The sequence below is a fragment of the Qipengyuania algicida genome (genome assembly GCF_009828025.1).
GTDB classification, from domain to species: Bacteria; Pseudomonadota; Alphaproteobacteria; order Sphingomonadales; family Sphingomonadaceae; genus Qipengyuania; species Qipengyuania algicida.
In genome coordinates this window covers 38,606-65,098 of sequence record NZ_WTYA01000012.1, presented here as the reverse complement: position 1 = coordinate 65,098, position 26,493 = coordinate 38,606, and the positions used below count along the sequence as shown (strand labels likewise).

Sequence of the window (26,493 nt, the reverse complement as noted above, 5' to 3'; positions counted from 1 at the left end):
CCCCGTTATTGGTTCTGGCTCGCCAGCAGCGCTAGGCCTTCAGGATGCAAGCGCAAGGCGTTTGGCCGACGAACGACCGACTGCGCTCGACCAAGGCGAAGCGCGTCAATTGCGCTCGATCTCGTAAAGCGCGTTTTCCGCGCGCCAGTTGGCCGAGCCGTTCCCACGCCTGCGGTCGCCGGTGAAATACCAGCGCCGACGCAGCTTCACGCCGAGATCGCCCGCCAGCACTTCGAAATCCTTGATCGTCATGTGGTGGATGTTGGTGGTCTCGTACCAGCTGACCGGCAGCGCGCGGGTGACCGGCATCCGGCCTTGCGTCAGCAGGGCGAGACGGGTGCGCCAATAGGCGAAATTGGGGAAGCTGACGAAAGCCCGGCGGCCGACGCGCAGCAGCTCGGCGAGCATCCGGTCGGGACGTGCGGCGGTCTGCAGCGTCTGGCTCAGGATCGCCACATCGAACCCGCCATCGGGATAGAAGGCGAGGTCGCGGTCGGCATCCCCCTGCACAACCGACAGTCCGCGCGCGACGCATTGTTCGACCAAGGCGCCATCGATCTCGATCCCGCGCACGTCGCAATCCTGCGATCGCAGCGCCGCCATCAATGCGCCATCGCCGCAACCAACGTCGAGCACGCGACTGCCCGGAGCGACATGGCGCGCGATGACGGCGAGGTCGGGACGCAGTTTCTCGATTCCCGTCATTCAAGGAAGCCCTTCACCACGCGATCCAGCGCGGGCACGTCGAGCAGGAAGCTGTCATGGCCGAAGGGGGCGCTGAGTTCGACGAAGCTCACCGGTGCGCCCGCCGCGTTGAGCGCCTGCACCATGTGGCGGCTTTCGCTCGTGGGATAGAGCCAGTCGCTGTCGAAGCTGACGACGCAGAAGCGCGCAGTCGTCCCGGCGAAGGCATCGGTCAGCCGACCGCCATGTTCGTCGGCGAGGTCGAAATAGTCCATCGCGCGGGTAATGTAGAGATAGGAATTGGCGTCGAACCGCTTGGTGAAGCCGTTGCCCTGATAGCGCAGATAGCTTTCGATCTGGAAATCAGCATCGAAGCCGAAGCTCTTGGCCCCTTGTGTTCCATCCGGTCGGTCCTGCAGGCGGCGCCCGAATTTCTCGGTCAGCCCGTCCTCGGAAAGATAGGTTATATGCGCCGCCATGCGCGCCACTGCCAGGCCGGCATCGGGTGCTTCGCCAGCGTAATAATCGCCGCCGTTCCAGCGCGGGTCGGCCATGATCGCCTGCCTTCCGACCTCGTGGAAGGCGATGTTCTGCGCCGAATGGCGTGCGGTGGTGGCAATCAGCAGGAAGCGCGCGGCACGTTCGGGCCAGTTGGCGGCGAGGCTCAATGCCTGCATCCCGCCCATCGATCCGCCGATAGCGCAATAGAGCCGTTCGATCCCCAGTCCGTCGAGCAGGCCCACCAGCGCGCGGACCATGTCGCGCACGGTGATGACCGGGAACCGCAGGGCGTAGGGCTGGCCGTCGGGCGCGACGCTCGCCGGGCCGGTCGAGCCAAGGCAGCTGCCGATGACATTGGCGCAGATGACATGGAAACGGTCGGTGTCGATCGGCTTGCCGGGGCCGACCATCCGCGCCCACCAGCCGGGTTTCCCGGTGATCGGGTGGGTGCTGGCGACATATTGGTCGCCGGTCAGCGCGTGGCAGATGAGGATCGCGTTGGATCGGTCCGCGTTGAGCTCACCGTAAGTCTCATAGGCGATGGTCGGCGCAGCCAGTTCGCCCCCGCTGTCGAGCGGGAGCGGGGTGGTCAGCCGCAGGGATTGTGGCGCGTCGGGCATCGTTTTGGCCCTTAACCGCTCGTCTCGCGCTTGTCGAAGGGGCGTTTTCGACTATGGCAGGCGGCGCTATGAGCGCACCGAAAGACAAACCTGCGGCAAAGCCATGGATCGAGCAGATTCATGCCTATGTTCCCGGCCGGTCGAAGAGCGCGGACGGGCTTGCGCTGGTCAAGCTTTCGGCCAATGAAAACCCGCTCGGTTCAAGCCCGGCGGCGCGCGCTGCACTGGCCGATCTGCACGAGCTGGCGCTTTATCCCGATCCCGATTGCACCGCCTTGCGCGCTGCAATAGGCGACCTGCATGGGATCGATCCGGGCCGCATCGTGTGCGGGGCCGGTTCGGGCGAAGTGCTCCACTGCGCGGTGCAGGCGTTCGCCGGGGTCGGCGACGAGGTGGTGTTCCCGCGCTATTCCTTCTCGCTCTATCCGCTTCTCGCGAACAAGGTCGGCGCGGCGGGTGTGCTGGCCGAGGTCGAGGATTACACCGCGTCCGTCGATGCGATCCTGGCGGTCGTGACCGAGCGGACGAAAGTTGTGCTGGTCGACAATCCGAATAATCCGCTGGGCAGCTGGATCGCCGGGGATGAGTTGGCGCGGCTCCACGCGGGCCTGCCTTCGGACGTTCTGCTGGTGGTCGATCAGGCCTATGCCGAATATGTCGGCGATGGCGATCCCGATGGCGCGTTGGCGCTGGCCGCTGCGAGCGAAAACGTGCTGGTCACGCGGACGTTTTCCAAGGCCTATGGCCTTGCCGCGGAGCGGATCGGCTGGGCCACCGGCGCGCCCGCACTCGTCGATATGGTCAATCGTCTGCGCGGAGCGTTCAATGTCAGCGCCAGCGGGCAGACGGCGGCGCTGGCGGCGCTGGGCGATCAGGCATTCGTCGCGCAATCCCGGACCGAAAATGCCGCTGGGCGCGCGTTTTTCGAGGACGCGATTGCGGCGCTCGGCAATCACGGGCTGCGCGCCGTACCAAGCAAGGCCAATTTCGTGCTGGTGCTGTTCGAAGGCGCGCTGAGAGCGGAGGCGGCGCTCACGGCGCTCGCCGAGGGCGGCTATGCCGTGCGTCACTTGCCGGGGCAGGGGCTTGGTCAGGCGCTGCGCATTACGATCGGCACGAGGGCGCAGATGGAAGAGGTCGCCGCGATCCTGCGCACCGCAGCGGAAATCGCCGGATGAGCGTTTCTCGCGTTGCGATTATTGGGTTGGGCCTGCTCGGCGGATCGGTCGGGCTGGCCATTCGTGAGCGGCTTCCCGAATGCGAGACTACCGGTTTCGACTGCGATCCTCTCGTGCGCGAACGGGCGCGCGAGCGCGGATTGGTCGAATCCGTTTGCGAAACCGCGCAGGACGCGGTGCGCGATGCCGAGCTGGTCATTCTGTGTGTGCCGGTGGGCGCCATGGCGGCCGCTGCGGCGGATTTGGCCCCGGCTCTGGCTGATGGTGCGATCGTTTCCGATGTCGGTTCGTCGAAGAAAACCGTCGGCGAGACGCTGCGCGCAGTCCTGCCGCAAGCCATCGTCATCCCTGCTCATCCTGTTGCAGGCACCGAAAGGAGCGGGCCCGACGCCGGTTTCGCATCGCTGTTCCATAACCGCTGGTGCATCCTCACCCCGGATCAGGACGTGCCGGAAGAGGCCATCGGCCGACTCTCGGACTTCTGGACCGCGCTCGGCGCCAAGGTCGAGATCATGGATGCCGCGCACCACGATCTCGTGCTCGCGGTAACCAGCCATATCCCGCACCTGATCGCCTTCACCATCGTCGGCACTGCGTCTGATCTCGAAGAGGTGACGCGCAGCGAGGTCATCAAATATTCCGCGGGCGGCTTTCGCGATTTCACCCGCATCGCGGCGAGCGATCCGACGATGTGGCGCGATGTGTTCCTGTCCAACCGCGATGCGGTGCTGGAGACGCTGGGGCGTTTCAGCGAGGACCTCACCGCGATGCAGCGGGCCGTACGCAGCGGCGACGGTGAGACGCTGTTCCGTCTGTTCGAGCGCACCCGTGCGATCCGCCGCTCGATCGTCGAGCAAGGCCAGGACGATGCTCGCCCGGACTTTGGCCGGGCGGATCACTGATTTCGGGCGCTTTGCGCAGCAGACCTCCCGCCCCTCCTCCCCACCCGGCAACCAAAGATACCATCAGGATATGGTGGCCGGGTGGGGAGGAGGGGTGGGCGGTCTGAATCTCAACGATTCAACGCGTTGATCGCGGCCAGCACGCGTTCTTCGATCTCTGGCCGGGGAAGGCCGGGCTCGATCAGGTCCCCGAAACGATAAGTAATCCTGCCCTTGCGCTTAAGCTTGCGGTGATAAAGCGGGCCGCTGTCCACCGCGACGGGCATGACCGGCAGGCCGAGCATTTTGTAGAGGCCGGCAAAACCCGATTGCAGCTTGCGGATTTCGCCATGCGGGACGCGCGTCCCTTCGGGAAAGATCACCAGCGGGCGGTTTTCCGCCGTGACGGCCTTAGCCGCGCGCAGCATGGTGCGCAGCGCGCTTGCCCCGGCCTCGCGCCTGACCTCGATCAGCCCGTAGCTTCGCGCAGCGGGGCCCCATGCAGGAATCGAAAAGAGCTCCTGCTTGGCGAAAATCGACGGCCAGCGCAGCAGGGTCGGTGCATCGATCGCCTCGAAGAAGCTTTCATGCTTGATCGCATAGAATACCGGCTCTTCCGGTATGAAGCCTTCAATGACGATTTCGCACCCGAGGAGTTTGACCACGCAAAACCGGTGGAATCGGCTCCAGCTATGGACGGCCCATTTGAACAATCTCTGGCTGAAGGGACGAGCGGTGAAGGCCGTCAGGGTAAAGAAGGCCGAGCCGAGGTAGAAGGCCAAATAAAAGGCAAGATTGCGCAGCCAGATCACAGCCTGCCTGCTCCTCGCGCAATCACAGCGGCCATCCCTGCGTGACTGTCGAGATAATCAGCTTGTTGTATTCGAGGAAAAGCTGACCGAGCGACGGATCGGAGGGGACGGCATCGTCGATCACCTTGATGGTCTTCGGTATCGAATAATGCAATTCCCCAGCAGCGCGGCGCATGTGCCAGTCCGTCGTGACCAGCCGAACGCTCTTCACGCCGTTGCTTTCCATCCACTGTGCGGCTTCTCCCGCATTGCTGCGCGTGTCGACTGCGAGATGGCCGAGCGTCACGCAGCAGCGCATTTCGGCCTTCGAAACCTTGAACTGGCTGGCGAATTCAGACCTGGTGACTTCCGGATCGACGCCAGAAACGAACAACCGGTCGGCATCGCCTGCTCGCAGGACCTCCAGACCACGCGGAATACGCCCCGGTCCGCCGGTTACGACCAGCACCGCATCGGTACGCACGTGACCTACCGGACCGGGCAGGGTCATGGCGAAAACCACGAAGCCGATCGCATAGATCAGCGTGACAAAGGCGGAGAGGCGGAGGATCACAGCATTTTTCCAAGCTTGGCCAATACCGTCAGCCGCGCGGTTGACAAGGCCAGCAGCACCGCACCTGTGGGAACGAGCGCGATCACCAGCCAATCGCTCAGGCCGAGCGCCCCGTGTGCCGCCAGGCCTGAATCGAGCGCGGCGAACCGAACCGACAGGATACCGATCGCCACTGCGCCCAACGCTACTCCCAGAATGCTGCCCAACAGGGCATCGGTGAGCACCGAACGCTCGAAGATCTGAGCGATCTGGCGATCGTTGCCACCCAGATGATGCACGATTTCGATCGTCTCGCGATTGGTGTCGAGCGCATGTCGTGCGGCCAGCCATACTGCCGCGGTGCTGGTGAAAGCGAGCAGTGCGATCAGGCTCAACGCCAGCCAGCGCAAGGCGTCGAGCGCGCGGAACACCGGCTTCAGCCAGTCGGCTTGCGGATCGATCCGCGCATCGGGAGCCACTTTCTGCAATACCTGCCGGATGGCGGCAACCCGGCTGCCGTCGGCTTCCCCGGAAAGCCGCACGTCGATCAGCGCCGGCAATGGCACGGCGTCCGACCCGGCCTGATCGCCGAGCCACGGCTCGACCAGCGCCGCGATCTTTTGCTGGGGCACGCGCTCGACCGCAATCACGCCGTGAATGGCGGAAAGTGCCTGCTCGGCCCGCGCCGCTTGTGTGTCGCGCGTGGCATCGTCGGCGGTGACGATCTGCACCGTTGCACCGCCGGCAAGCTCGCTACGCGCACTGCTCGCCATATCGGTGAGGGCGAGAGCGGCACCTGCCGCCAGGGTGGTCAGTGCGACCATGATGGCAATCACCCACGGCATCGGGCCGCCGAGACGCGCATTCGGCAGCAGGTGTGCGCCCCGCCGCGCGCCGAGCGATGCAGCGCCGCGAAATGCGCGCTGCTTGAACACGGTCGGTGCTCTCATGGCTGAGGCTTTCCGATGGGGCCGCGCGGGGGATAGCGTAGGGCGCCGGTCGGATCGGCCAATCTGCCCCGGTCGAGCCGCATGATCAGCGAATCCGGCACCCGGCGAAGCAGGTGCAGATCGTGCGTCGCCACCACCACAGTCGTGCCGAGCCGGTTGAGCGCTTCGAACAGGCGCAGCAGCCTCAACGCCATTTCTGGATCGACATTGCCGGTCGGCTCGTCCGCTACCAGCAGTTCGGGCCGGGCGATCACCGCGCGCGCGATGGCGACGCGTTGCTGCTCCCCGCCCGACAGCGTTGCAGGCCGCGCATCGGAACGATTGCCGAGCCCGACCCAGTCGAGCATGTCGGCGACCGGCTGGCGCAAATCGGCCTCGCGCAGGCCGGCCAGCCGCAGCGGGAGCGCGACATTATCGAAGGCGGACAAATGCCCGATCAGGCGGAAGTCCTGGAACACCACTCCCAACCTGCGGCGGTAGGCAGGCAGGCGATCGCGCTTCAGCGTGATGACATCGTTACCGAACATGCGGATCGCCCCGCGCGAGGGGCGCTGCGATAGATAGAGCAGCTTGAGCAGCGAAGTCTTGCCCGCTCCGCTCGCACCGGTCAGGAAATAGAACCGTCCGGCGAACAGCGTGAAGTCGATATCGCTCAGCACTTCGGTCTCGGTGCCGTAACGCAGGCCCACATTGTCGAAGCGCACGACTTCACCATCGTTCTTCATCATTTGCCGCCTTTTCCCCGAAAAGCGGCCCGATCAATGTCTGTCGCCGAGCCCGTCATGTCCAATCGAAGCCTATAGCCGCGCACCGATGTGGAAAAAAGCCGTGATCGGCGAGTGTCGACAGGCAGGGAACTTGTCGGGATTCACCATGCGCTTTAAGGCATGATGCACAATGATTATCGCCTGCCCTGCTTGCAAAACGCGCTACGTTGTGCCGGACAGCGCCATCGGGGTCGAGGGGCGCACGGTTCGCTGCGCCAAATGCAAGCACAGCTGGTTCCAGGATGGATCGGTCGAACTGGCCGAGGCTGCGATTGCGCAACGCGCCGCGGCGTCGGCGGAACGAGCCCCGGAAAGCCCACCTTCAGAGCAAGCCCCGGATGTGGACCAGCCACGCGATTTCGCTCCGGCAACGGAGCGCGACGAGTCCCGGCACACTCCCGCAGCCGCTGTTTCGTCGGTTGCTGCCAATCCCCAAGACGCTGCTCCTCGGGACGAGGATCCTCGCTTTGACAAGGCGGATCCGCCGTTCGAGAATATTTCTTCGCCAACCGTGCCGGAGGACGTGGCCTACGACGAGGATGTGTCGCAATTCGACCATCGCCCGCCGTTTCGCCCGCGTCGCAACTGGATGAAGCTGGCAAGCTGGGGTGCGGCTCTGTTCGCAGTGGTCGCTCTGGGCACGGTAGCGCTGGTCAGCACTGTCGGCCTGCCATCGTGGTTGCCGCTGGAGCGCCCGCTGTTCGCTGTTGCGCCAGCCGGACTCAAGATCGCCTTTCCTGCGTCGGAACAGGAACGCCGTACCCTGCCCAATGGCAGCGAATTTTTCGGCGCAAGGATCGTGGTGACCAACCAGACGCGCGAAACTCAGTCCGTGCCACCGCTGCTCATCGTGCTGCGCGATGGGCGTAACCGCGTGGTCTATAGCTGGCAGGTCAACCCCACCCAGAAGAAACTGGCTCCGGGCGAGGCGATGACGATCAACGAGGGGATTACCGACGTGCCCAAATCGGCCGTTTACGCTGATATCGGCTGGGCCCCGAAGTAGCGCCAGCGACGCACCAAACTCCGCTTAACGGAATTCCACCCATTGCGTGCCATTGCCGTCGCGATGGGTCTGCGCCTGCTGGCCGTCGGCATCGACGCTTGTGGAGCCTTCCTGATCCTGTCGCACGATTGCCGGACGCATGATGCGTGCCGAAGCGGTCGCCTGCGACGCAGAGTGCGGCGGCGTCTGGCGCGGCGGTGGGGACAGGCTGGCCGAGGTGGCGAGCGTCAGCAAGGCGGCAAGAGCCCTCATCTGGGGCGTCGTTTCATCCTCGTTAAGCATTATTGCAAACCCCTGATTAGCCGTGTCCCGCAACCGGACATGGGCAGGCCGGAAGATGACGTGCTCAAGCGAGTCGGATGCAATTGGCATCAGAAGACCAAAATGCTTGCGGGGTATAAAACCGGCTGCTAGGGGCGCGCACCTACCGGCGCGGGGAGACATGCTCCCTCGCTTATGATGTGCGGTCGTGGCGGAACTGGTAGACGCGCAACGTTGAGGTCGTTGTGGCCGAAAGGCCGTGGAAGTTCGAGTCTTCTCGACCGCACCAATCTGGATATTTCGGCGAGTTTCGGGCGCGCCCATGCCTATCGATGCGGCGCGTCGGGTCTCGGCTCGTAACAAATGCGTGAGGTCAGCGGCGACAGCGGAAAGTCGGTACAGGCTGTCCTACGGGGCAGTCACTGTGCCATTCGGTCAGGATGTTGCACATCGGCTTCCTGGCGATGCTCCAGAAATTGCCGGTGGACTTCACCCTCCCGAAAAATCTCTTCAGGACCGTGTTCCATGTGTTCCATATTTTTGGACTTGCCGCGCCGCATTCCTCTGCGGCGAAGCGGCCCCTATTCCTCCAGCTCGATATCCCAGTAGAGCCAGTCGCGCCACGTTTCGTGCAGGTAGTTTGGCGGGAATTGCTTGCCGTGCTGCTGCAACTGCCAGTGGGTCGGGCGGATCGGTTCGCTGGCGAGTATCATGCTCGCTTGCGCGGGCGTGCGGCCGCCCTTCTTCATGTTGCACGGAGCGCAGGCGGTGGCGATATTCTCCCACGTCGTCTTTCCGCCCAGCCTGCGCGGGATCACATGGTCGAAGGTCAGGTGGCTCTGGCTGCCACAGAACTGGCAGGTAAAGCGATCGCGCAGGAACAGGTTGAAGCGGGTGAAGGCAGGAAATTCGGATGGCTTCACATATTGCTTGAGCGCAATGACGCTCGGGATCTTCATGTCGAGGCTGGGCGAATGGACATGCCGGTCGTAGCTCGCGATCACATCCACCCGGTCGAGGAAGATCGCCTTGATCGCAGTCTGCCACGGCCACAGGCTCAGCGGGTAATAGGACAGCGGCGTGTAGTCGGCGTTCAGCACCAGCGATGGACAGGACGCCGGATTGCGTGCCGGATCCTCCGCCGCACTGCGGAAACGCGCCGCTCTTTCGATCAGTTCGGCCTTGAACATGGGTGTCCCGCCTTCTTCCCGATTGATGTGAAGGCACCATTTGCAAGGGATTGCGTCAACCCTGTTACGAACAGCATATCCACAGCCTTGTGCCCGGACGCTTGTTGCGCGAAAGACGGGCGGGCGGCGTCGTGGAATTAAGGACCGGCTGTGATCGTTACGCGTTTCGCCCCTTCGCCCAACGGCCCGCTGCACCTCGGCCATGCCTATTCGGCGGTGACTGCGCATGACCTTGCGCGCGAGCGCGGCGGGCGATTCCTGCTTCGGATCGAGGATATCGACGGCGAACGCTCGCGCCCCGAACTGGCCGTGGAATTCCGCGAGGATCTGGCATGGCTTGGGCTGGAATGGGAAGAAGTGCCGGCCCAGTCCACCAGGCTGGCGAGCTATGAAGCAGCAGCGCGGGAGTTGCTCGAACGCGGCCTGTTGTATCCCTGCACCTGTACGCGATCGGAAATTGCCGCGCTCGATCCGCGAATGGGGCCGGAAGGGCTGGTCTATCCGGGGACGTGTAAGGGGCAGGCGCTCGACCCTGCAAAGCCCGTATCGCTGCGGCTCAATATGGATCGGACGATGGCAGAGGTTGGGGAAATCGTCTGGGAGGACGAGCTTGTCGGGACAACGATCGCCGACCCGCGCGATTTCGGGGATGTCGTGCTGGTGCGCAAGGATGCGCCGGCCAGCTATCACCTTGCCGCCACGCTCGACGATGCGGCAGACGGGGTGACGCTGGTGACGCGCGGAGACGATCTTTACGCCGCAAGCCATATCCATCGCGTGTTGCAGGAATTGCTCGGCCTGCCCGTGCCCGACTGGTATCATCACCCGCTGTTGCTCGACGATGGTGGCGATAAGCTCGCCAAGCGCCGGGGCTCGGGCGCCTCGCGGTTCGGGCTTGCCGAACTTCGGCGTGCGGGCGAGGATGGTCGCGCACTGGCCGATGCCTTGCGCGCGAACCGGTTTCCTGCTGGCATTTCGCTGTCGAAGCCCTAGATTGAACGCATGACCACATTTCTCGTCATCATCCTCATCGGCCTGATGCTCGCGACCTTGATCTCGCTGATTCGCGGCGTGGTGGCCTTTATCAGGAGCACCAAGGTCGATCTGGAATCGGGCGGTGGCGACCGCGCGACCGAAATGCAGCTGTTGCAAAACCGGATGATGATGAACCGCATCAAGTTCCAGGCACTCGCCATCGTGGTGGTGGTGATCCTGCTCGCGGTCGCGCACTGATCGATTTAGGCGGTGGTCAAGCTCAACAAGATCTACACCCGCACGGGTGACGATGGCACGACCGGACTGGTCGATGGCTCGCGCGTGGCGAAACACGCCGCGCGGATGGAAGCGATTGGCGCGGTCGACGAGGCCAACAGCGCGCTCGGCTTTGCCGCGCTTGCAGTCGATGATGAGGGTCAGGCCGCTGCGCTGACGCGAATGCAGAACGATTTGTTCGATCTGGGTGCCGATATCGCGACACCCGGAGATGATTTCGAACCGTCCGAAATGGTCCTGCGGATCGTGGCGGGGCAGGTCGATTGGCTCGAAAGGACGATCGATACCGCCAACGAGCGGCTCGAACCGCTCACCAGCTTCATCTTGCCCGGTGGCAGCGAACTGGCGGCAAGAATGCATCTCGCCCGCGCATCGGCACGGCGGGCCGAACGCGCGTTGACTGCGCTGGCGGCGAGCGAGCCGGTCAATCCGCAGGCGCTGGCCTATATCAACCGGCTGTCGGACTGCCTGTTCGTCCTCGCGCGCCTCGCCAACGACGGCGGCAAGGGCGATGTCAAATGGGTGCCGGGCGCCAGCCGATAACCTCAGGCCTCTGGCCAAGCGCGCGCGCCTTCGCTACCGCACAACGTCTGCTGCATATGCGAGGAGAGAGAATATCATGATCGAGACAATCGGCGTCATTGGTGCGGGGCAAATGGGTTCGGGTATTGCCCAGACGATTGCCGGGAGTGGCATGAAGGTAATGGTTGCCGATGTCGATCTGGCGCGCGCGGAAGCGGCGGTTGCGGGCATCGACAAGGCGCTTGGTAAGCTGGTCGGCAAGGGCAAGCTGGAGATCGCCGAGGCCCAAGCCACGCTCAGCCGCATTTCTGCTGTGGCGGACTATGCTCCGATGGCCGACGCCGACCTGATCATCGAGGCGGCGACCGAGAAGGAGGAGATCAAGAAGGCGATCTTCGAAAAGGCTGGCGGGGTGCTGTCGCAGGGCGCAATCATGGCGTCCAACACCAGCTCGATCCCGATCACCCGCATGGCGAATTACTCGCCCGATCCGGCCCGTTTCATCGGCCTGCACTTTTTCAACCCGGTCCCGGTGATGAAGCTGATCGAGGTGATTCCCGGCCTCGCAACAGCATCCGAAACCACCGATCGCATCGTCGCCTTTGCTGAAGGGCTGGGTAAAGAAGTGGTCCTCAGTCAGGATGAGCCCGGCTTCGTGGTCAATCGCATCCTGTTGCCGATGATCAATGAGGCGGTGTTCGTGCTGGGCCAGTCGACCGCCAATATCGAGGATATCGACAAGGGTTGCCGCCTTGGCCTCAACCATCCGATGGGCCCGTTGCAACTGGCGGACTTCGTCGGCCTCGACACCTGCCTCGATATCATCATGGTGCTGCACAAGACGACCCGGGACGCCAAGTATCGCCCCGCGCCTTTGCTGGTGAAATACGTCGAGGCTGGATGGCTCGGCCGCAAGACCGGCAAGGGGTTTTACGATTATTCCGGCGACGTCCCGGTCCCCACGCGTTGATTTGAGGGAACGCCTGGGTGCGGGCGTTGGTTGGTCGGGCAAAGGAGAAATTCCATGTCAGACATCAAGACTGAAGCCGAAAGCCAGGAAGCACGTCAGGCGAACCTCGCGCCCGAAACCCATAACGACGAACAGGACGATCATCTGTCGCAGGCCCAGTCCGTCGCGCAGGATGCCGAGAGCCTTACCCCGGACACCAGCAGCCCGACCGAGAGTGGAAAAGGCCCGAATTCGTCGGACCTGATGAATGATTCGACGCAGGATACCGTCGACCACATGCGCGATATGGAAAGCTCGGGCCGGATCGACATGGGTGCCTATCGCGGCGAACCCAACCTTGACGACAATGAAGACAAATATGGTGAGGCGAACAAGGTCGACCCCGAGCTGACATCGGACGGCAGCTGAGGCTCAGTTCATTGCCTGTATTGGAGGGCCTTGGCGCTCACTCTCTTGTTCGGCTGGCGCCGGCGCTTGGTCGTTGCCGGTTGCCGCCCAGGGCGATGTACTGCGCTTGACGGGGCGTGACTGGTTCGAACTATCGATCTGCTGCTGACTTTGCACGAGCACGCCAGGATGTTCCGGTGTGCCCACCGCCACCACCACGAGGATGAGGAACACCCCGACGAGAAGCAGCTTTTGCTTGATCGAGAAAAATCCCCCGCCCATCATCACCCTTTCATTAGGCGGAATCGGTTAAGAAGTGCTTGCGAGACACTCCTGCTTGAGACGGTAAAGGATTTCCAATGCTTCGCGCGGGCTGAGTGCGTCTACATCGAGTTCGAGCAAGCCTTCGCGCAGCGCATCGCCCGGTTCTTGAACTTGTGTGCTTGTTGCTGCGAAGAGCGGGAGATCGCCCAGTCCCGCGGCAAGACCGCCGGTTTCGGCGCGCCCCTTTTCCAGCCGGTCGATAATGGTCTTGGCACGTTTGAGCACCATCGGCGGGAGCCCGGCCAGCCGCGCCACGGCCAGACCATAGCTGCGATCTGCGGCACCGCGTGCCAGCTCGTGCAGCAAAACCAGCTCGCCCTTCCATTCCTTGGCGCGGACATGATGGAGGCTGAGCGCGTCGCAGCTTTCCGCAAGGCGCGCGAGTTCATGGTAGTGCGTGGCGAACAGGCAGCGGCAGCGTAAATTCTCATGCACCGCTTCGACCACGGCCCATGCCAGAGCCATCCCGTCATAGGTGGAAGTGCCGCGCCCGACTTCGTCGAGGATGATGAAGCTGTGTTCGCTCGCCTGCGACAGGATCGCCGCTGTTTCGACCATCTCGACCATGAAGGTGGAGCGTCCACGCGCCAGATTGTCCGATGCGCCGACGCGACTGAATAGCCGATCCGCGATACCGATTCTCGCGCTTGATGCGGGCACGAAGCTGCCCGTCTGCGCCAGCAGCAGGATCAACGCGTTCTGGCGCAGGAAGGTCGATTTGCCGCCCATATTGGGGCCGCCGATCAGCCAGAGTCGGTCGGTTTGCTCGAGCGTGCAATCATTCGCCACGAACCGTTCGCCCTGCTTGGCGAGCGCGGCTTCGACGACAGGATGGCGACCGCCGGTCACAGCGAAACAGGATTCCTCGACCATTTCGGGGCGACACCAATCGCCTTCTGCCGCGCGTTCGGCGAGCGCTGCGCTGACGTCGATCCGCGCCAGCGCCGATGCCGTGGCTGCGATGGCCTCGCGCCGTTCCAGCAATTCGCTCACCAGCTCTTCGAAATGCGCCTCTTCCGCCGCCACTGCGTGCGCGCCAGCTTCGGCGATGCGGGTTGCTTCCTCATGCAGGCCAAGCGAATTGAACCGCACAGCACCGGCCATCGTCTGGCGATGGGTGAAGCCGCTGTCTGCCGCCATCAGCCGGTCGGCATGGCGCGCTGGCACTTCGATGAAATAGCCCAGCACCTTGTTGTGCTTGATCTTGAGTGAGCTTGTTTCGGTCTCCTCGCGGTATTTCGCCTCGAGCGCGGCGATCGCCTTGCGAGCATTGCCGCTGGTTTCGCGCAAGCTGTCCAGCGCGGCATCGTATCCGGGCGCGATAAAGCCGCCCTGGTTTCTCTCGGTCGGAGGTGTGGGGACCAGTGCCCGCGCCAGATGATCGGTCAGCGCACCGTGGCCGCCCAACTGCCAGATCGCCTGCCCGAGCAGCGCAGGAATATCCTTGCCTGAGTTCAACAGCGTGACGAGCCGCACGGCTTCTCCCAGCCCATCGCGGATTTGCCCCAGATCGCGCGGGCTTCCGCGCCCTGCCGCGATCCGACCCAGGGCGCGCGAGAGGTCGGGGCAGCCACGCAGCAGGGCACGCACATCGGCGCGCAGCAGTGGATCGCGATGGAAATGCGCCACCGCACTCTGCCGTGCTTCGATGGCGTCGCGCCGGGCGAGCGGGGCCGCCAGATCTTCGGCCAACTGCCTTGCGCCCGCCCCCGTGCTGCACCGGTCGACAGATGCGAGCAGGCTGCCTGCGCGTCCGCCGCCTTGCGCTTCGAGCACCTCGAGGCTGGCGCGTGTCGCCGCATCCATCGCCAGCCGCTCGCTGCCGCTCACTGCGACCGGCGGCAGCAGCAGCGGCATTTTCCCGCGCCCGGCATAGTCGAGGTAGGCAATCAACCCGGCAGCGGCGGCCAGCATTGGACGGGTGAATGCGCCCAGACCATCGAGTGTCGCGAGGCCGTGGAGCGACTTGAGCCGCGCCTCGCCATCCTCGCTGCGAAAATCGGCGCGGGGTCGGCCGATCGCCTCATGGGGCGGCGTGTCCCAATCCTCCGGCACAACCACTTCGCTCGCGCCTGAACGGGCGAGCACTGCGCCAATCGCATCGGGCGCACATTCCTCCAACTCCATCCGCCCGGTCGAAATGTCGCAAACGGCAATGCCCACGCTGTCGCGCAGCGGGGCGAGCGCCACCAGCACATTGGCGCGGCGTGGATCGAGCAGGGCTTCTTCGGTCAGCGTCCCGGCGGTGACGAAGCGGACGATATCGCGGGCCACCAGGGTCTTGGAACTGGGCGTGCCCTCCCGCTTGGCGCGCTGCTTTGCTTCCTCGGGCGTCTCGACCTGTTCCGCAATCGCCACCCGCTGGCCCGCCCGGATCAACCGTGCAAGATAGCTTTCCGCCGAGTGCACCGGAACGCCGCACATCGGCACAGGCTTGCCGTCGTGTTCGCCGCGACTCGTCAGGGCGATGTCGAGAATGCCTGCCGCCACGACGGCATCGTCGAAGAACAGCTCGAAGAAGTCGCCCATGCGATAGAACAACAAAGCACCCTCGGCCTCGCGCTTGAGGGTGAAATATTGCTCCATCATCGGGGTTGGTTTGGCAGCCATGCGAGCGCGACGATCAAGGGGTCTTGCGATTCGGGCAAGGCGTGGCTTGCGTCTTTCCCCTATGACTTCGCGCCTCGGCGCGTTAGGGCCTCCCACGCAACCCCCAAGACGAGAGGTATTGATGGCCGAAGAGCGGCAGACCGGATTCACCACGCGCGAAGCGTTGTTCTACCACGAGACGATCAGGCCCGGTAAGATCGAGATCGTCGCCTCCAAGCCGATGGCGACGCAGCGCGACCTCAGCCTCGCCTATTCCCCGGGTGTGGCGGCTCCGGTCGAAGCGATTGCCGAGGATCCGGCCAATGCGGCGAAGTATACCGCGCGCTCCAATCTGGTGGCGGTGATTTCCAACGGCACCGCGATCCTGGGCCTGGGCAATCTCGGCGCGCTGGCCTCCAAGCCGGTGATGGAAGGCAAGGCAGTGCTGTTCAAGCGCTTCGCCGATGTCGATGCGATCGACCTCGAACTCGATACCGAGGACCCGGACAAGTTCATCGAGGCGGTCGCCCTGATGGGCCCGAGCTTTGGTGGTATCAATCTGGAAGATATCGCCGCGCCCGAATGCTTCATTATCGAACAGGCCCTGCGTGAACGGATGGATATCCCGGTCATGCACGACGACCAGCATGGCACCGCAATCATCGCCGTCGCCGGACTGATCAATGCCTGCCACGTGACGGGCCGTAAGCTCAAAGACTGCCGCATGGTGGTGAACGGCGCGGGCGCCTCTGCGCTGGCCTGCACCGCTTTGGTCAAAGCCATGGGCATCCCGCACGATCAGGTGATCGTCTGCGACCGCGAGGGGCCGATTTACCCGGGTCGTGGTAATGTCGACCAGTGGAAGAGCGCCCACGCGGTCGAGACCAAGGCGCGCAGTCTTGCCGAGGCACTGGAGGGTGCGGACATCTTCCTCGGCCTGTCGGCAGCAGGCGCGTTGAAGCAGGAATGGGTCGCCAAGATGGCCGACCAGCCGATCATCTTTGCCATGGCGAACCCCACACCCGAAATCATGCCGGACGAGGTCAAGGCGGTGAAGCCGAACGCGATCATCGCCACCGGGCGCAGCGATTTTCCCAATCAGGTCAACAATGTGCTGGGTTTTCCCTTCATCTTCCGCGGCGCGCTCGACGTGCAGGCAACCGCCATCAACGAGGAGATGAAGATTGCCGCTGCCGAAGCCATCGCCGCGCTGGCGCGCGAGCGCGTGCCCGAGGAAGTAGCCGCCGCTTACGGGGTCGATCATCAGTTCGGGCGCGACTACATTATCCCCGCGCCGTTCGATCCGCGGCTGATCGAAGTGGTGTCTTCCGCTGTCGCAAAGGCCGCCATGGATACCGGCGTTGCGAAAGCGCCGATCGAGGATTTCGACGAGTATCGCCACAAGCTCAAATCGCGGCTCAACCCGACAACGGCGGCGCTCACCAACATTTACGAACTCGCCCGCGCCAATCCCAAGCGGATGGTGTTCGCCGAAGCGGAGGAGGAAGTCGCGCTGCGCGCCGCGATCCAGTTCCGCGATTTCGGCTATGGCGAGCCGATTCTCGTCGGGCGGACCGAGAAGGTGCTCGAACAGCTCGAGAAATTGGCGGTGGACGATCCCTCAAGCTACGAAATCCAGAACTCGGCTGATTCCGAATACGTGCCTGAGATGGTCGACTATCTTTACAAGCGGCTCCAGCGCCGCGGCCACACAGAGCGTGACGTGCGGCGGATGGTCAATCAGGAACGCAATGTCTTCGCTGCCCTGCTGGTGGCGCTCGGTCATGGTGACGGGATGGTTTCCGGGCTGACCCGTACCTTCGCCCAGACCGCGCGCGAGGTCGGGCGGGTGTTGAGCCACAAGGAAGATGCGCTTCCTTTCGGTATCCACATGATGATCGGCAAGAACCACACCACGTTCCTCGCCGATACCACGATGAACGAACGGCCCAGCGCGGAGCAGCTGGCACATATTGCCTGCGAGACGGCCGAGGTGGCGCGTCGGATGGGACATGAACCGCGCGTCGCTTTCCTGTCCTATTCGACTTTCGGCAATCCCCCGGGTCAGTGGCTGACGAACATTCGCGATGCGGTGGCAATCCTCGATGCCAAGGAGCCGGGTTTCGAATACGAAGGCGAAATGGCACCCGATGCCGCGCTCAATCCCAAGGTCATGGCGCTCTATCCGTTCAGCCGCCTGTCCGGGCCAGCCAATGTGCTGATCATGCCCGGCCTGCAATCCGCCAATCTCTCGGCCAAGCTGCTGCGCGAGTTGGGCGGGGAGACGACCATCGGGCCGCTGACGATCGGGATGGAAAAGCCGGTCCAGATTGCCCCTATGACGGCGATTGCGCCCGATGTGCTGACGCTGGCCGTTTTGGCGAGCGCCGGCGTGCTCGGTTGATCGATAGCGACAGCCTGCTGGTCGTGGTCGGCAGGTTGGGATAGAAGGGTCGGCGATGGGGGACGATGCGATCACACGGCGGCGGCGGGCGATGCGGCGCAGACGCACCGGCCGCATCGTGCTGACCCTGTTCATCCTGCTGGTTATCGGCGTGTTCGTGCTCGCCCTGCTGGTCTTGGAAACCTCTCCTGCAATTGCCCCCCAACAGGCGGCATCGCCGCGAGAGCTTGTTGCTGCCAAAACCATATATCCGGCACTGACGGGGCAGGCGCGGAAGCCGGAATCCACCACGCTGACGCTCGATAGCGGACAGCTCGCAGGGCTTGCCGGAATAGCGCGGCAGGAGAGCGGCTTCGACCGACTGACGATGGATATCGAGGGAGCGGGGGTGGTGATGCGCGCCAGCGATCCGCTGCCGTTTGGGCTGTGGCTGAATACCAGCGTACGGCTGTCGGGCTCTCAGGGCGCTGGTCCTGGCTTGTTCTGCGCTGCCGGTCGGCTGGAAATGTCGGGTGTGGCGTGCGGGTGGATCTGGTCGGGCTTGCGCCACATTCCCGGAGCTGGCGGAGCCGGTCTGCCGCCGCTGGACCGCTTGGCACAGCAGATTTCCGCCAGCGACGGCAGCTTGCGATTGCGGCTCGATCGGTCGGCCCTGGCCGGGCGGCTACCGAAGTCGCAAGGCATTCCAGTCGATTTCGCTCTGGCGAAAGACATCTACTGCCGCCTGGCGCTCGGGCAGGTCAATCGCCCCGCTGCGACGCTCGATGCGTTGCTGCGCCGCGCATTCCTGCCAGTGGCTATGAGCTGGGATGCAAAGCACAACCGCGCGGCTCTGGTGGCGGTCGCGGTTGTGGCAACCGGCAAGCCCGCGTTCGTACTGCTTCCGGGGGCAGAAGCGATCGTCAAGGAATGCCCTTTGCCAACTGAAGCTGTGCAACTGCGTGGATCAGCCAATCTTGCCCGGCATTGGGCGTTTTCTGCCGGGCTGACGGCGGCCTATGGTGCGCAGGCCGCGCGTCGACTTGGCGATTTCAAGCAATTCGAAGGGACGGGTCAAGCTACCGATCATGAAGCCTTTGCCGGTCTTGCGGCAAGCCATTCCGGTGTCGATTTCGCTGCGAGGGCATCGTCACCGGCAAATGCGCATGACACGGCGGCAGAACTGTCGCTGGTCACTCAGGACGAGTTGCTGCCATCCGGCGTCATGGATGCGCCCGCCAATTTACGCGATGCGGACTTTATCACCCGAGACGGCGGGATCGACGCGGCGCGCTATGCCGATGCGTCAAATTGGATCGATCGGACGCTCGCTGAATTGCGTTGATCGCTTGCCCCAGCGCACGGTCAACTTTTTCGTCGAAACCTGAAATACCAGATTTTGTCGTCCGAAAGCTCTATCATATTGAGTTCGTTTCATAATCTGGCATTTTTGGGGTTCCAATTTCTGTTCTGGCAATCACCGGGTAATCACCAAAGAGCAGATGCGCTTTTTTTGCGACGGGCAGAAGCGCAAGAGAGCTGTCATCAAGCATCTGTCATCGCGAGGCGGAAGCACGTTGCAAAGCGCTTGCGATCGGCGCTGCTGACACCGGCCTCGGCGAAGAGTGCCTCCCACCTCGCGCTCACGATTTGCTTTACCTCGTCGACAATCGCCGCAGCTTCTTCGACCCCCAGATCGAAGACGGCAGCCCCGGCAAGGGCGTTCTCGAGCGTGGCATTGCGACCCTCCGGCCCCACTCCGAGAACGAGCCGGCGCTCGAGACCAACCTGGGGCTTCGGAACGACGTCGTAGAGTGGCGACAGTCGCCAACCCGTCCCATCGAACAGGAAGCCATGGTTGCGCAGGTGATCATCGTCGTTCGTGACGAGGATGTTGAGCACCATGCGGCGAAACAACTCGTGGAGATCCTTGCGCACCTGAGTGCCGAACTGCCGGATCGATCCTGCCAGATCGGCATAGCTGTAGCGGCTGACCTCGCTCTCGTGCGCCCCAAGAATAGTCAGGCCCGAAGCGAACGGCAGGCGCTCAAGCCGATTGCCATGGGGAATTCGATCGAACCTCTCGATCAGGTAGATGTCGCGGTCGAGAACCCTGCGAAAATCGAGCGACGGCACATCGAGACCGCATTCCGCGGCAAGACGCATTGTCGCGAATTCGACCCGGCACTCGGGGAAGCTGTCACCGCGCATCTGGAACTTAGCGATCCATGGTTGCAGGCCGATCGTGGTAGCGGCCTTGGGTCGCGCTCCGCCCAGCGAGGAGCCGGCCGACAGGAGCGCGCGTAGGTTCTCGTCCAACTCGTCTACGTGCTGCGCGCGCTCGGCGGCTTCAGCGAGTTCGGCAAGCGTGAACTCTTCCCCTGGAGCTGGCCCGTCTCCCCACGGGGTGATGCGCTCCGGTCGCTCTGGAGTGGGCCCAAAGGCCAGCGCGCCCACCCGGTGATCGCCTGAAGCAAGAATGAGATCGGCATCGCCGGGCAGGCGATCGCCCATCGCCTTGTACATGAGGTACTGGCCCCAGCCGTCGGGTGCCGCATCCCGGATCCCGTTAAAGACGGCAAAGCCTTCCTCCGTCTGGTAAGTTCGCGCCGTTCCCGCGTCATGGAGGGGGAGGGCTACCGGATCGACGGCAACCTTGTCGGGTCGCTCAAGATAGCGGCGGCCGTAGGCAAAGGTCGCGTATTTGTTGCGCGGCTCGTCGGTCATCGTGAGAAGGCCGGCGGGGACCGGACCTTCTGCAAGATGCGCGAACACATAGGTGCGGACCGTCGGCATGGCAGGCTAGAAGTCCAACTCGTCGTCGCTGGCTGCGTGGGTAGTCTTGGGCAGACGCGAAAGATCCTCGCTGATCCCGGCCCGATCGCTGTCGGGAGCGACCAGCCCGGCAAGGCGCTCAGTCATCCCCAGGACGTGGAGCGCACTGGCGAGGACTGCCAGACCTACAGTCGGATCGCCAGCTTCGAGACGCTGGAGTGTCTGGACCGATACGAGCATACGCTCGGCCATCAGACGCTGGGGTAATTTCCGGCGGCGGCGCGCGACCGCAAGGTCCCTGCCCAGTCGCACAATCGCGCGCTGGCTCTGGGGCGGCAGTCCGCTGGCGGCTCGTGAAGCACGTGGCATGGGCTATTAGATGACATATCATGCGAGTTTATGCAAATTGGCATGATATGTCATGCGAAACGTATAGACGGCCACAGTAGAGTCGATCATCAAGATGTCCGAAAAATGTATCACAATTTCGGAAAATGGACGGGCGGGGATCACAGGCGGGAGGAGAGGCTGCGGCGGAGGACGGCCACTGCGTTGCGAAGGAGCCGAGAATGTCCGTCTGCATCCCTGCACATCACAATTCTTCTCTCGACGATACAGCACGTCGGATCTGCGAATCGCGCGGCGGCAAATGGGCGGGCACGAAGGGGATGGCTTGCTGCCCTGCGCATGACGACCGTACACCGTCGCTCGGTGTGTCGCTTGGACGACAGGCCATTCTCTTCCATTGCTTCGCAGGATGCGATCAGCGCAGTGTGCTGTCTGCACTGGCACGCGAAGGCTTCGATGCGACCTCGCTATTTTCAGGTTCCGCGACTGGGGACCATTCCGAGCCGGCCAAGACTCTCAAAGCCTCGGCCGCAGCCCTGAGGATCTGGCGCGGAGCGCAACCGCTGCCCGCGAGTCCGGCAAAGGCCTACCTTGAGGGCCGCGGTATCGTCGCCGCATCGTCGGCTCTTCGTTTTCATCCACGAACGCCACTTGGCCCGAAAGGACGAACCCGCTTTCTGCCGGCTATGATCGCGGCTGTCGGTCTCGACGAGGGACCAATCGCAATCCACCGCACCTTCCTGGCTCAGGATGTCGGTACCAAGGCCGGCTTCGCAAAGCCGAAACGCGCGCTCGGCTCGCTGGGCGGAGCTGCTGTCCGCCTTTTCGCTCCGGTTGCCGGCAAGCTCGGATTGGCCGAGGGGATCGAGAGCGCGATGTCAGCCTATGCCCTCACCGGCATTCCTGCTTGGGCGGCATTGGGCAATGAGCGCTTCGGTCTCGTCTGCGTGCCCGACAGCGTGACCGAACTCCATCTCTTCGTCGATCATGACGCCGGTGGCGAGCTTGCTGCTGCACGGGGTCGGGCGGCTTACGCGCGAGAAGGAAGGACGATCCACGTCCGCAGACCGTCTACATGCGGCACCGACTGGAACGATGAGCTCCGTGCGTGGCTGCGCCGCAAGGCGGCGCCCTAGAGGAGAGAGGGCTTCTCGAATTCCTGATCCGGCAGAGGGCGCGCGTCCCGATGCCTCAATCAGGAGGACGAACAGCCATGTACCAGTCAGACCTGTTTCCCGCAAGAGAGCAGTCCCTTTCAGTGCCTCTGGCATACGCCATCGGTGCCAGGATTGCCGAGGAGCTCGCATCAGGACGTCACCTTGACCGCGCCGATATTTCGGGCCTGTTCGCCGAAGAAACCGGCGTCCAGGATTGGGGAAGTGCCTGGACCATCGACGACTACAATAATGCGGTCGAAATCGGCGCTCTGCTCTGGCTTCGTGAATCGTCACGCATAGACATTGCGAGTGGCGTGCATGAAGCAGAAGCGCGCTTCGACTGGCTCGAGGCAGCGTTACCGCCCCGCCACGTTCGCAGCGAGGCCCAGGTCGAGCTGCAGCAATTCTCGACCCCGCCGATGCTGGCCTGGCTGATGGCGAAGGCGGCGGACCTCTCCAGCCGGGACACCGTGCTCGAACCGTCCGCCGGCAACGGTGCCCTAGCGATCTGGGCGGACACCTGTGCGAAGTCACTCGCTCTCAACGAGATCGCTGCCGACAGGCGCGCTGGCCTCGGGCGCATCTTTCCCGGAACTCCGGTCAGTGCACATGATGGCGAACTGATCGCCGACCTGCATCGCGGGCCGGATCCATCGGTCATCATGATGAACCCGCCGTTCGCGCGTAGCCACGAGCGCGGCCAGGATGGTGATACCGCGCGGCGTCACTTGCGCAGTGCAATCCGGGCTTCCGCCGCTGGCGGCAGGATCGTCGCGATCATGCCCGAACGTTTCGACGCTACGCCCTTCGCCAAGGACCGAGGCGACGCCTCGTTACTTCTCGATTTCCGGTTGCAGAAAATGTTTGCGCGGGCGGGCACGGGGATCGCCGTCCGTATGGTCGTGTTCGACAAGCTTCCGAGCGGGTCGGTACCGCCGATTGAAGGCGATACGCGCCGCCTGGTCGAACTCCATGCCTTACTCGCAAAGCTTCCAGCTCGCGCGTGCGCATCCGGGAGCCTTCATCGTCTTCCGGCACGCAAGCCCGTGCGTCTCGGGGCCAAGGCTACGACGCGGGGCGCGCCGATCCGACCGTCGGCGCCGTTTGCATCGAAAGCAACCTACGGCACTGCGGCGATAGAACTGGGCTATTCCGTGCTTCCGGAACCTGCGCCGGCACCCGAGCAGACAGGAATCTACCTGTCCTATCGGCCCAGCCGCATCGCATTCGCCGATGCACCGGCGCATCCCACGCCGCTCGTGGAATCGGTTGCCATGGGCTCGGTCGCGGCCCCTCGGCCCGAAGTGCGCCCGATGCTACCAGCAGGCTGGCAGTCAGACGGTTTGCTGTCCGACGCACAGTGCGAGACGCTCGTCTATGCGGCCCAGGCATTCGCGCGCGACCTTCCCGGGCATTTCCGGCCTAACCAGGAAGGGACAAGGCTGGAGCTGTCCAACGACGGTCATTCCTACCGTCAGGGCTTTTTCCTCGGCGACGGGACCGGAGCCGGCAAGGGACGGCAGATCGCCGCCCTGATCATGGACCGCTGGCTGTCCGGCGAGCGACGCCATATCTGGATCACCAAGAACGAGGCGCTGCTGGAGGATGCGCGCCGCGACTGGGAAGCGCTTGGCGGCATGGCGCTCGATATCCAGCCGCTCTCGCGCTGGAAGCTCGGACACCCCGTGACGCTGCCCGAAGGCATCCTGTTCGTCACCTATCCCACCCTGCGCTCCGGTCGCGCCGAAGACACGCGGCTCGACCAAATCCGCGCCTGGGCAAGAGATACGTTCGACGGCGTGATAGCTTTCGACGAGGCACATGCCATGGCCAATGCGCTCGGCTCATCGGGCACACGCGGCAAGGTCAAGGGCTCCGAGCAGGGCATGGCCGGCCTCAGGCTCCAGAATATCTTGCCGCGTGCCCGCGTTCTTTATGCCTCGGCAACCGGTGCGTCGGATATCGCCAACCTCGGCTACACTGCACGCCTGGGCCTGTGGGGACCGGAAACCGCTTTCCCGACCCACGAGGCGTTCATGACCGATATTCGGGCCGGTGGTGTGGCGGCGATGGAACTCGTCGCCCGTGACCTCAAGGCACAGGGCCTCTACCTCGCCCGCGCATTGTCGTTTGCCGGGGTCGAGTACGATATACTCGAACACCGGCTGACCGAGGCGCAGATCCGCATCTATGACGCCTATGCCGACGCCTGGGCGATCATCCACCGCAATCTCGACGAAGCGCTGGAGGCGACGCGCGTGGTCGACGAGGACAGCGGCGATACGCTCAACCGCAATGCCAAGGCCGCAGCGCTCTCGATCTTCGAAGGTACCAAGCAACGCTTCTTCGCGCAGCTCCTGCTTTCGATGAAACTGCCGAGCCTGATCCCCGCCATGGAGGAAGCACTCGGCGAGGCGCATTCGGTGGTCGTGCAACTGGTCTCGACCGCCGAAGCCATGCTCGACCGGCGCCTTGCCGACCTTTCCGACGAGGAACGCGAAGCGCTCGATATCGACCTGTCCCCGCGCGAATATGTGATCGACTATCTCGCCAAGAGCTTTCCTGTGCGCCTGATGCAGGTCTTCACCGACGAAGACGGAAGTCTTCGCTCCGAAGCGATGAGCGACGACGATGGCAATCCCGTCTTCTGCCCGCGTGCCATCGCTGCGCGCGACGCGCTGATCGAACAGCTCTGCGCCCTGCCGCCGATCGCAACCGCGCTCGATGCAATCATCGAGCATTTCGGGACCGAAGCCGTGGCCGAAGTCACGGGCCGGACGCGGCGACTTGTCGTGGGGCGCGACGGCCAACAGCGCCTCGAACGACGAAGCCCCAGCGCCAATGTCGCCGAGGCGCAAAGCTTCATGGAAGGAACCAAGCGCATCCTGGTCTTTTCGGACGCGGGAGGAACAGGGCGTTCCTACCATGCCGATCTCGACGCGAAAAATCAGCAGCGTCGGGTTCATTTCCTGCTTGAACCGGGGTGGCGCGCCGACAACGCGATCCAGGGTCTCGGGCGCACCAACCGCACCAATCAGGCCTCGGCACCGTTATTCCGTCCCGTGACCACCGATGTGAAGGGCGAACGCCGCTTCATCTCTACCATAGCGCGCAGGCTCGACGCATTGGGCGCGCTCACCCGCGGCCAGCGTCAGACCGGCGGCCAGAACCTGTTCGACCCGGCGGACAATCTCGAAAGCGATTATGCGCGCGATGCGCTCACCCGCTGGTTCCGGTTGCTTTACGACGGCAAGCTCGAGGCGACGCGTTTCGAAGACTTCGTCGAGCGGACCGGCCTCCGGCTCGAAAACCCCGACGGCGGGCTGACCGACAATCTGCCGACCATCCAACGGTGGCTCAACCGCATCCTGGCGCTGCCCATCGCCCTCCAGAACGGCATCTTCGAGGAATATCTGGGACTGGTCGAAGCGCGCATCGAGGCTGCGCGCGAAGCGGGAACGCTCGATCTCGGTCTGGAAACCGTTCGTGTCGACAGCTTCGAGATTCTTGCGGACGAGTTGCTGCGCACCGACCCTGTCACCGGTGCACAAACTCGCCTCGTCTCGCTCGGGGTAAAACGGCACCTTCGGCCCTTGCGGCTGGAGCGGCTCGTGCGCATGCACGAGATCGGAAGCCCGCACGCCATTCCCCTGCGCAATACGCGCTCGGGAAGGATCGCCCTGTCGGTCCCCGCAAGGCGTCTCATTGGCGATGATGGCGCGGTGATCGAACGGCGCCGCCTGCTTCGTCCGCTCAAATCGGCCAACTGGACACTCGATGCGCTCGGCGAAAGCCTGTGGGAGGAAACCGGCGTCGCCGAGTTCACCAGGCGCTGGCGGATCGAGGAGGAGCAAGCTGCGGCTTCTCCGATCACCGAACGCGTGCATCTCGCCACGGGGCTTCTACTGCCGGTCTGGAAGCGCTTACCGGGCGATCACGTCCGGGTCACCCGGCTCGTTGCCGAGGATGGCCAGTCGATCATTGGCCGCGAAGTTCTCGATATCGACCTTGCCAAGATCGCCGAGACGTTCGGACTGGCGGGGGTGACCGGTCCCGCTCCCGACGAAGTCGGGAAGCTGGTTCTGACAAGCGGCACGCCCCAGCCGCTCGCCAGCCATGACGCGCTGATGGTCAAGCGGTCGCTCGTCGGCGGTGAGCAGCGGCTCGAGCTCACCGGCTACGCGCCCGAGCGGCTCGAGTGGTACAAGGCCAAGGGCTGTTTCACCGAGATCATCCGTTACCGCACGCGGCTCTTCGTACCAGTGTCGAGAGCGTCGTCGGTCCTCCCCGCGCTTGCCGCCTGATCCATCGGACGGACCCAATTCCACAATGAGAGTGGAGGGAGCCCTTTGGGCTTGTGGGCCTCGTGATCCTCACTTGCGCC

General features: G+C 63.7%; 25 protein-coding genes and 1 tRNA gene. 13 read left to right on the top strand and 13 right to left on the bottom strand.

Going from position 1 to position 26,493, the window contains the following annotated elements:
• Nucleotides 1-105: 105 nt before the first annotated feature.
• The gene (gene metW, locus GRI58_RS13805) at nt 106-705 is read right to left on the bottom strand and encodes a methionine biosynthesis protein MetW (RefSeq protein WP_202386982.1); all 600 of its coding nucleotides are present in this window, start codon (nt 703-705) and stop codon (nt 106-108) included.
• Nucleotides 702-1,805: a homoserine O-acetyltransferase MetX gene (gene metX / locus GRI58_RS13800; RefSeq protein ID WP_160754186.1), complete on the bottom strand. Its 1,104-nt coding sequence runs from the start codon at nt 1,803-1,805 to the stop codon at nt 702-704. The genes metW and metX overlap by 4 nt, the downstream gene beginning before the upstream one ends.
• A gap of 68 nt (nt 1,806-1,873) precedes the next feature.
• Here metX and GRI58_RS13795 point away from each other — a divergent pair, with 68 nt between their 5' ends.
• Nucleotides 1,874-2,983, top strand: coding sequence for a pyridoxal phosphate-dependent aminotransferase (locus GRI58_RS13795; RefSeq protein ID WP_160754185.1), 1,110 nt, complete (start codon nt 1,874-1,876; stop codon nt 2,981-2,983).
• The gene (locus tag GRI58_RS13790; protein WP_160754184.1) at nt 2,980-3,885 is read left to right on the top strand and encodes a prephenate/arogenate dehydrogenase family protein; all 906 of its coding nucleotides are present in this window, start codon (nt 2,980-2,982) and stop codon (nt 3,883-3,885) included. Before GRI58_RS13795 ends, GRI58_RS13790 begins: the two co-directional genes overlap by 4 nt.
• A 110-nt stretch (nt 3,886-3,995) precedes the next feature.
• On the opposite strand, the gene GRI58_RS13785 is transcribed toward GRI58_RS13790, so the two are convergent.
• Genes GRI58_RS13785 through ftsE form a run of 4 tightly spaced genes read right to left on the bottom strand, consistent with a single transcriptional unit; the run spans nt 3,996 to nt 6,883 of the window.
• Complete coding sequence (locus GRI58_RS13785; RefSeq protein ID WP_160754183.1) at nt 3,996-4,676, bottom strand: 1-acyl-sn-glycerol-3-phosphate acyltransferase; 681 nt, start codon at nt 4,674-4,676, stop codon at nt 3,996-3,998.
• A 22-nt stretch (nt 4,677-4,698) separates the two neighbouring features.
• Entirely contained in the window at nt 4,699-5,229 is a 531-nt protein-coding gene (locus GRI58_RS13780; RefSeq protein WP_337190988.1) for a YdcF family protein, read from the bottom strand.
• Nucleotides 5,226-6,158, bottom strand: coding sequence for a cell division protein FtsX (locus GRI58_RS13775; RefSeq protein WP_160754182.1), 933 nt, complete (start codon nt 6,156-6,158; stop codon nt 5,226-5,228). Before GRI58_RS13775 ends, GRI58_RS13780 begins: the two co-directional genes overlap by 4 nt.
• A complete protein-coding gene (gene ftsE, locus GRI58_RS13770; RefSeq protein WP_202386989.1) occupies nt 6,155-6,883 on the bottom strand; it encodes a cell division ATP-binding protein FtsE in 729 nt (242 codons plus the stop codon). Before ftsE ends, GRI58_RS13775 begins: the two co-directional genes overlap by 4 nt.
• Nucleotides 6,884-7,055: 172 nt before the next feature.
• Here ftsE and GRI58_RS13765 point away from each other — a divergent pair, with 172 nt between their 5' ends.
• Entirely contained in the window at nt 7,056-7,931 is an 876-nt protein-coding gene (locus GRI58_RS13765) for a zinc-ribbon domain-containing protein (RefSeq protein ID WP_160754180.1), read from the top strand.
• A 24-nt stretch (nt 7,932-7,955) separates the two neighbouring features.
• Here GRI58_RS13765 and GRI58_RS13760 read toward each other — a convergent pair whose 3' ends face one another.
• The gene (locus tag GRI58_RS13760; RefSeq protein ID WP_160754179.1) at nt 7,956-8,183 is read right to left on the bottom strand and encodes a hypothetical protein; all 228 of its coding nucleotides are present in this window, start codon (nt 8,181-8,183) and stop codon (nt 7,956-7,958) included.
• Nucleotides 8,184-8,394: 211 nt separating this feature from the next.
• Here GRI58_RS13760 and GRI58_RS13755 point away from each other — a divergent pair.
• Nucleotides 8,395-8,481, top strand: a tRNA-Leu gene (locus GRI58_RS13755).
• A gap of 292 nt (nt 8,482-8,773) precedes the next feature.
• Here the strand turns inward: GRI58_RS13755 and GRI58_RS13750 are convergent.
• Nucleotides 8,774-9,382, bottom strand: coding sequence for an HNH endonuclease (locus GRI58_RS13750; RefSeq protein ID WP_160754178.1), 609 nt, complete (start codon nt 9,380-9,382; stop codon nt 8,774-8,776).
• Nucleotides 9,383-9,532: 150 nt separating this feature from the next.
• Here GRI58_RS13750 and gluQRS point away from each other — a divergent pair, with 150 nt between their 5' ends.
• From gluQRS to GRI58_RS13725, 5 genes are all read left to right on the top strand, one after another.
• Nucleotides 9,533-10,375, top strand: coding sequence for a tRNA glutamyl-Q(34) synthetase GluQRS (gene gluQRS / locus GRI58_RS13745; RefSeq protein WP_160754177.1), 843 nt, complete (start codon nt 9,533-9,535; stop codon nt 10,373-10,375).
• A 9-nt stretch (nt 10,376-10,384) separates the two neighbouring features.
• Nucleotides 10,385-10,615 (top strand): HIG1 domain-containing protein, encoded by a 231-nt coding sequence (locus GRI58_RS13740; protein ID WP_160754176.1) that lies wholly within the window; start codon nt 10,385-10,387, stop codon nt 10,613-10,615.
• Nucleotides 10,616-10,627: 12 nt separating this feature from the next.
• Nucleotides 10,628-11,197, top strand: a complete 570-nt coding sequence (locus GRI58_RS13735; protein ID WP_160754175.1) for a cob(I)yrinic acid a,c-diamide adenosyltransferase — start codon at nt 10,628-10,630, stop codon at nt 11,195-11,197.
• Nucleotides 11,198-11,273: 76 nt separating this feature from the next.
• Nucleotides 11,274-12,146, top strand: coding sequence for a 3-hydroxyacyl-CoA dehydrogenase NAD-binding domain-containing protein (locus GRI58_RS13730; protein WP_202386981.1), 873 nt, complete (start codon nt 11,274-11,276; stop codon nt 12,144-12,146).
• Between the two features lie 54 nt (nt 12,147-12,200).
• Nucleotides 12,201-12,554: a hypothetical protein gene (locus tag GRI58_RS13725; protein ID WP_160754174.1), complete on the top strand. Its 354-nt coding sequence runs from the start codon at nt 12,201-12,203 to the stop codon at nt 12,552-12,554.
• Between the two features lie 3 nt (nt 12,555-12,557).
• Here the strand turns inward: GRI58_RS13725 and GRI58_RS13720 are convergent, their stop codons facing one another.
• Nucleotides 12,558-12,818: a hypothetical protein gene (locus GRI58_RS13720; protein ID WP_160754173.1), complete on the bottom strand. Its 261-nt coding sequence runs from the start codon at nt 12,816-12,818 to the stop codon at nt 12,558-12,560.
• Between the two features lie 24 nt (nt 12,819-12,842).
• Nucleotides 12,843-15,467, bottom strand: coding sequence for a DNA mismatch repair protein MutS (mutS, locus tag GRI58_RS13715; protein ID WP_160754172.1), 2,625 nt, complete (start codon nt 15,465-15,467; stop codon nt 12,843-12,845).
• Between the two features lie 121 nt (nt 15,468-15,588).
• Between mutS and GRI58_RS13710 the strand changes: the two genes are divergently transcribed.
• Nucleotides 15,589-17,850, top strand: a complete 2,262-nt coding sequence (locus GRI58_RS13710) for an NADP-dependent malic enzyme (protein ID WP_160754171.1) — start codon at nt 15,589-15,591, stop codon at nt 17,848-17,850.
• A gap of 91 nt (nt 17,851-17,941) precedes the next feature.
• Nucleotides 17,942-19,174, top strand: a complete 1,233-nt coding sequence (locus GRI58_RS13705; RefSeq protein WP_160754170.1) for a hypothetical protein — start codon at nt 17,942-17,944, stop codon at nt 19,172-19,174.
• Nucleotides 19,175-19,247: 73 nt separating this feature from the next.
• On the opposite strand, the gene GRI58_RS15810 is transcribed toward GRI58_RS13705, so the two are convergent.
• From GRI58_RS15810 to GRI58_RS13695, 3 genes are all read right to left on the bottom strand, one after another.
• The gene (locus GRI58_RS15810; protein ID WP_272916353.1) at nt 19,248-19,382 is read right to left on the bottom strand and encodes a hypothetical protein; all 135 of its coding nucleotides are present in this window, start codon (nt 19,380-19,382) and stop codon (nt 19,248-19,250) included.
• Nucleotides 19,375-20,556: a type II toxin-antitoxin system HipA family toxin gene (locus GRI58_RS13700; RefSeq protein ID WP_237452321.1), complete on the bottom strand. Its 1,182-nt coding sequence runs from the start codon at nt 20,554-20,556 to the stop codon at nt 19,375-19,377. Before GRI58_RS13700 ends, GRI58_RS15810 begins: the two co-directional genes overlap by 8 nt.
• Before the next feature lie 75 nt (nt 20,557-20,631).
• Nucleotides 20,632-20,973 carry a helix-turn-helix domain-containing protein gene (locus tag GRI58_RS13695; RefSeq protein WP_160754168.1) on the bottom strand — a complete coding sequence of 114 codons (342 nt, stop codon included), beginning with the start codon at nt 20,971-20,973 and terminating at the stop codon, nt 20,632-20,634.
• 200 nt (nt 20,974-21,173) lie between these two features.
• Between GRI58_RS13695 and GRI58_RS13690 the strand changes: the two genes are divergently transcribed.
• Together GRI58_RS13690 and GRI58_RS13685 are read left to right on the top strand one after the other, a co-directional pair.
• The gene (locus GRI58_RS13690; protein WP_160754167.1) at nt 21,174-22,088 is read left to right on the top strand and encodes a DUF7146 domain-containing protein; all 915 of its coding nucleotides are present in this window, start codon (nt 21,174-21,176) and stop codon (nt 22,086-22,088) included.
• A gap of 77 nt (nt 22,089-22,165) precedes the next feature.
• Entirely contained in the window at nt 22,166-26,413 is a 4,248-nt protein-coding gene (locus GRI58_RS13685; RefSeq protein WP_160754166.1) for a strawberry notch family protein, read from the top strand.
• Nucleotides 26,414-26,493 lie beyond the last annotated feature (80 nt).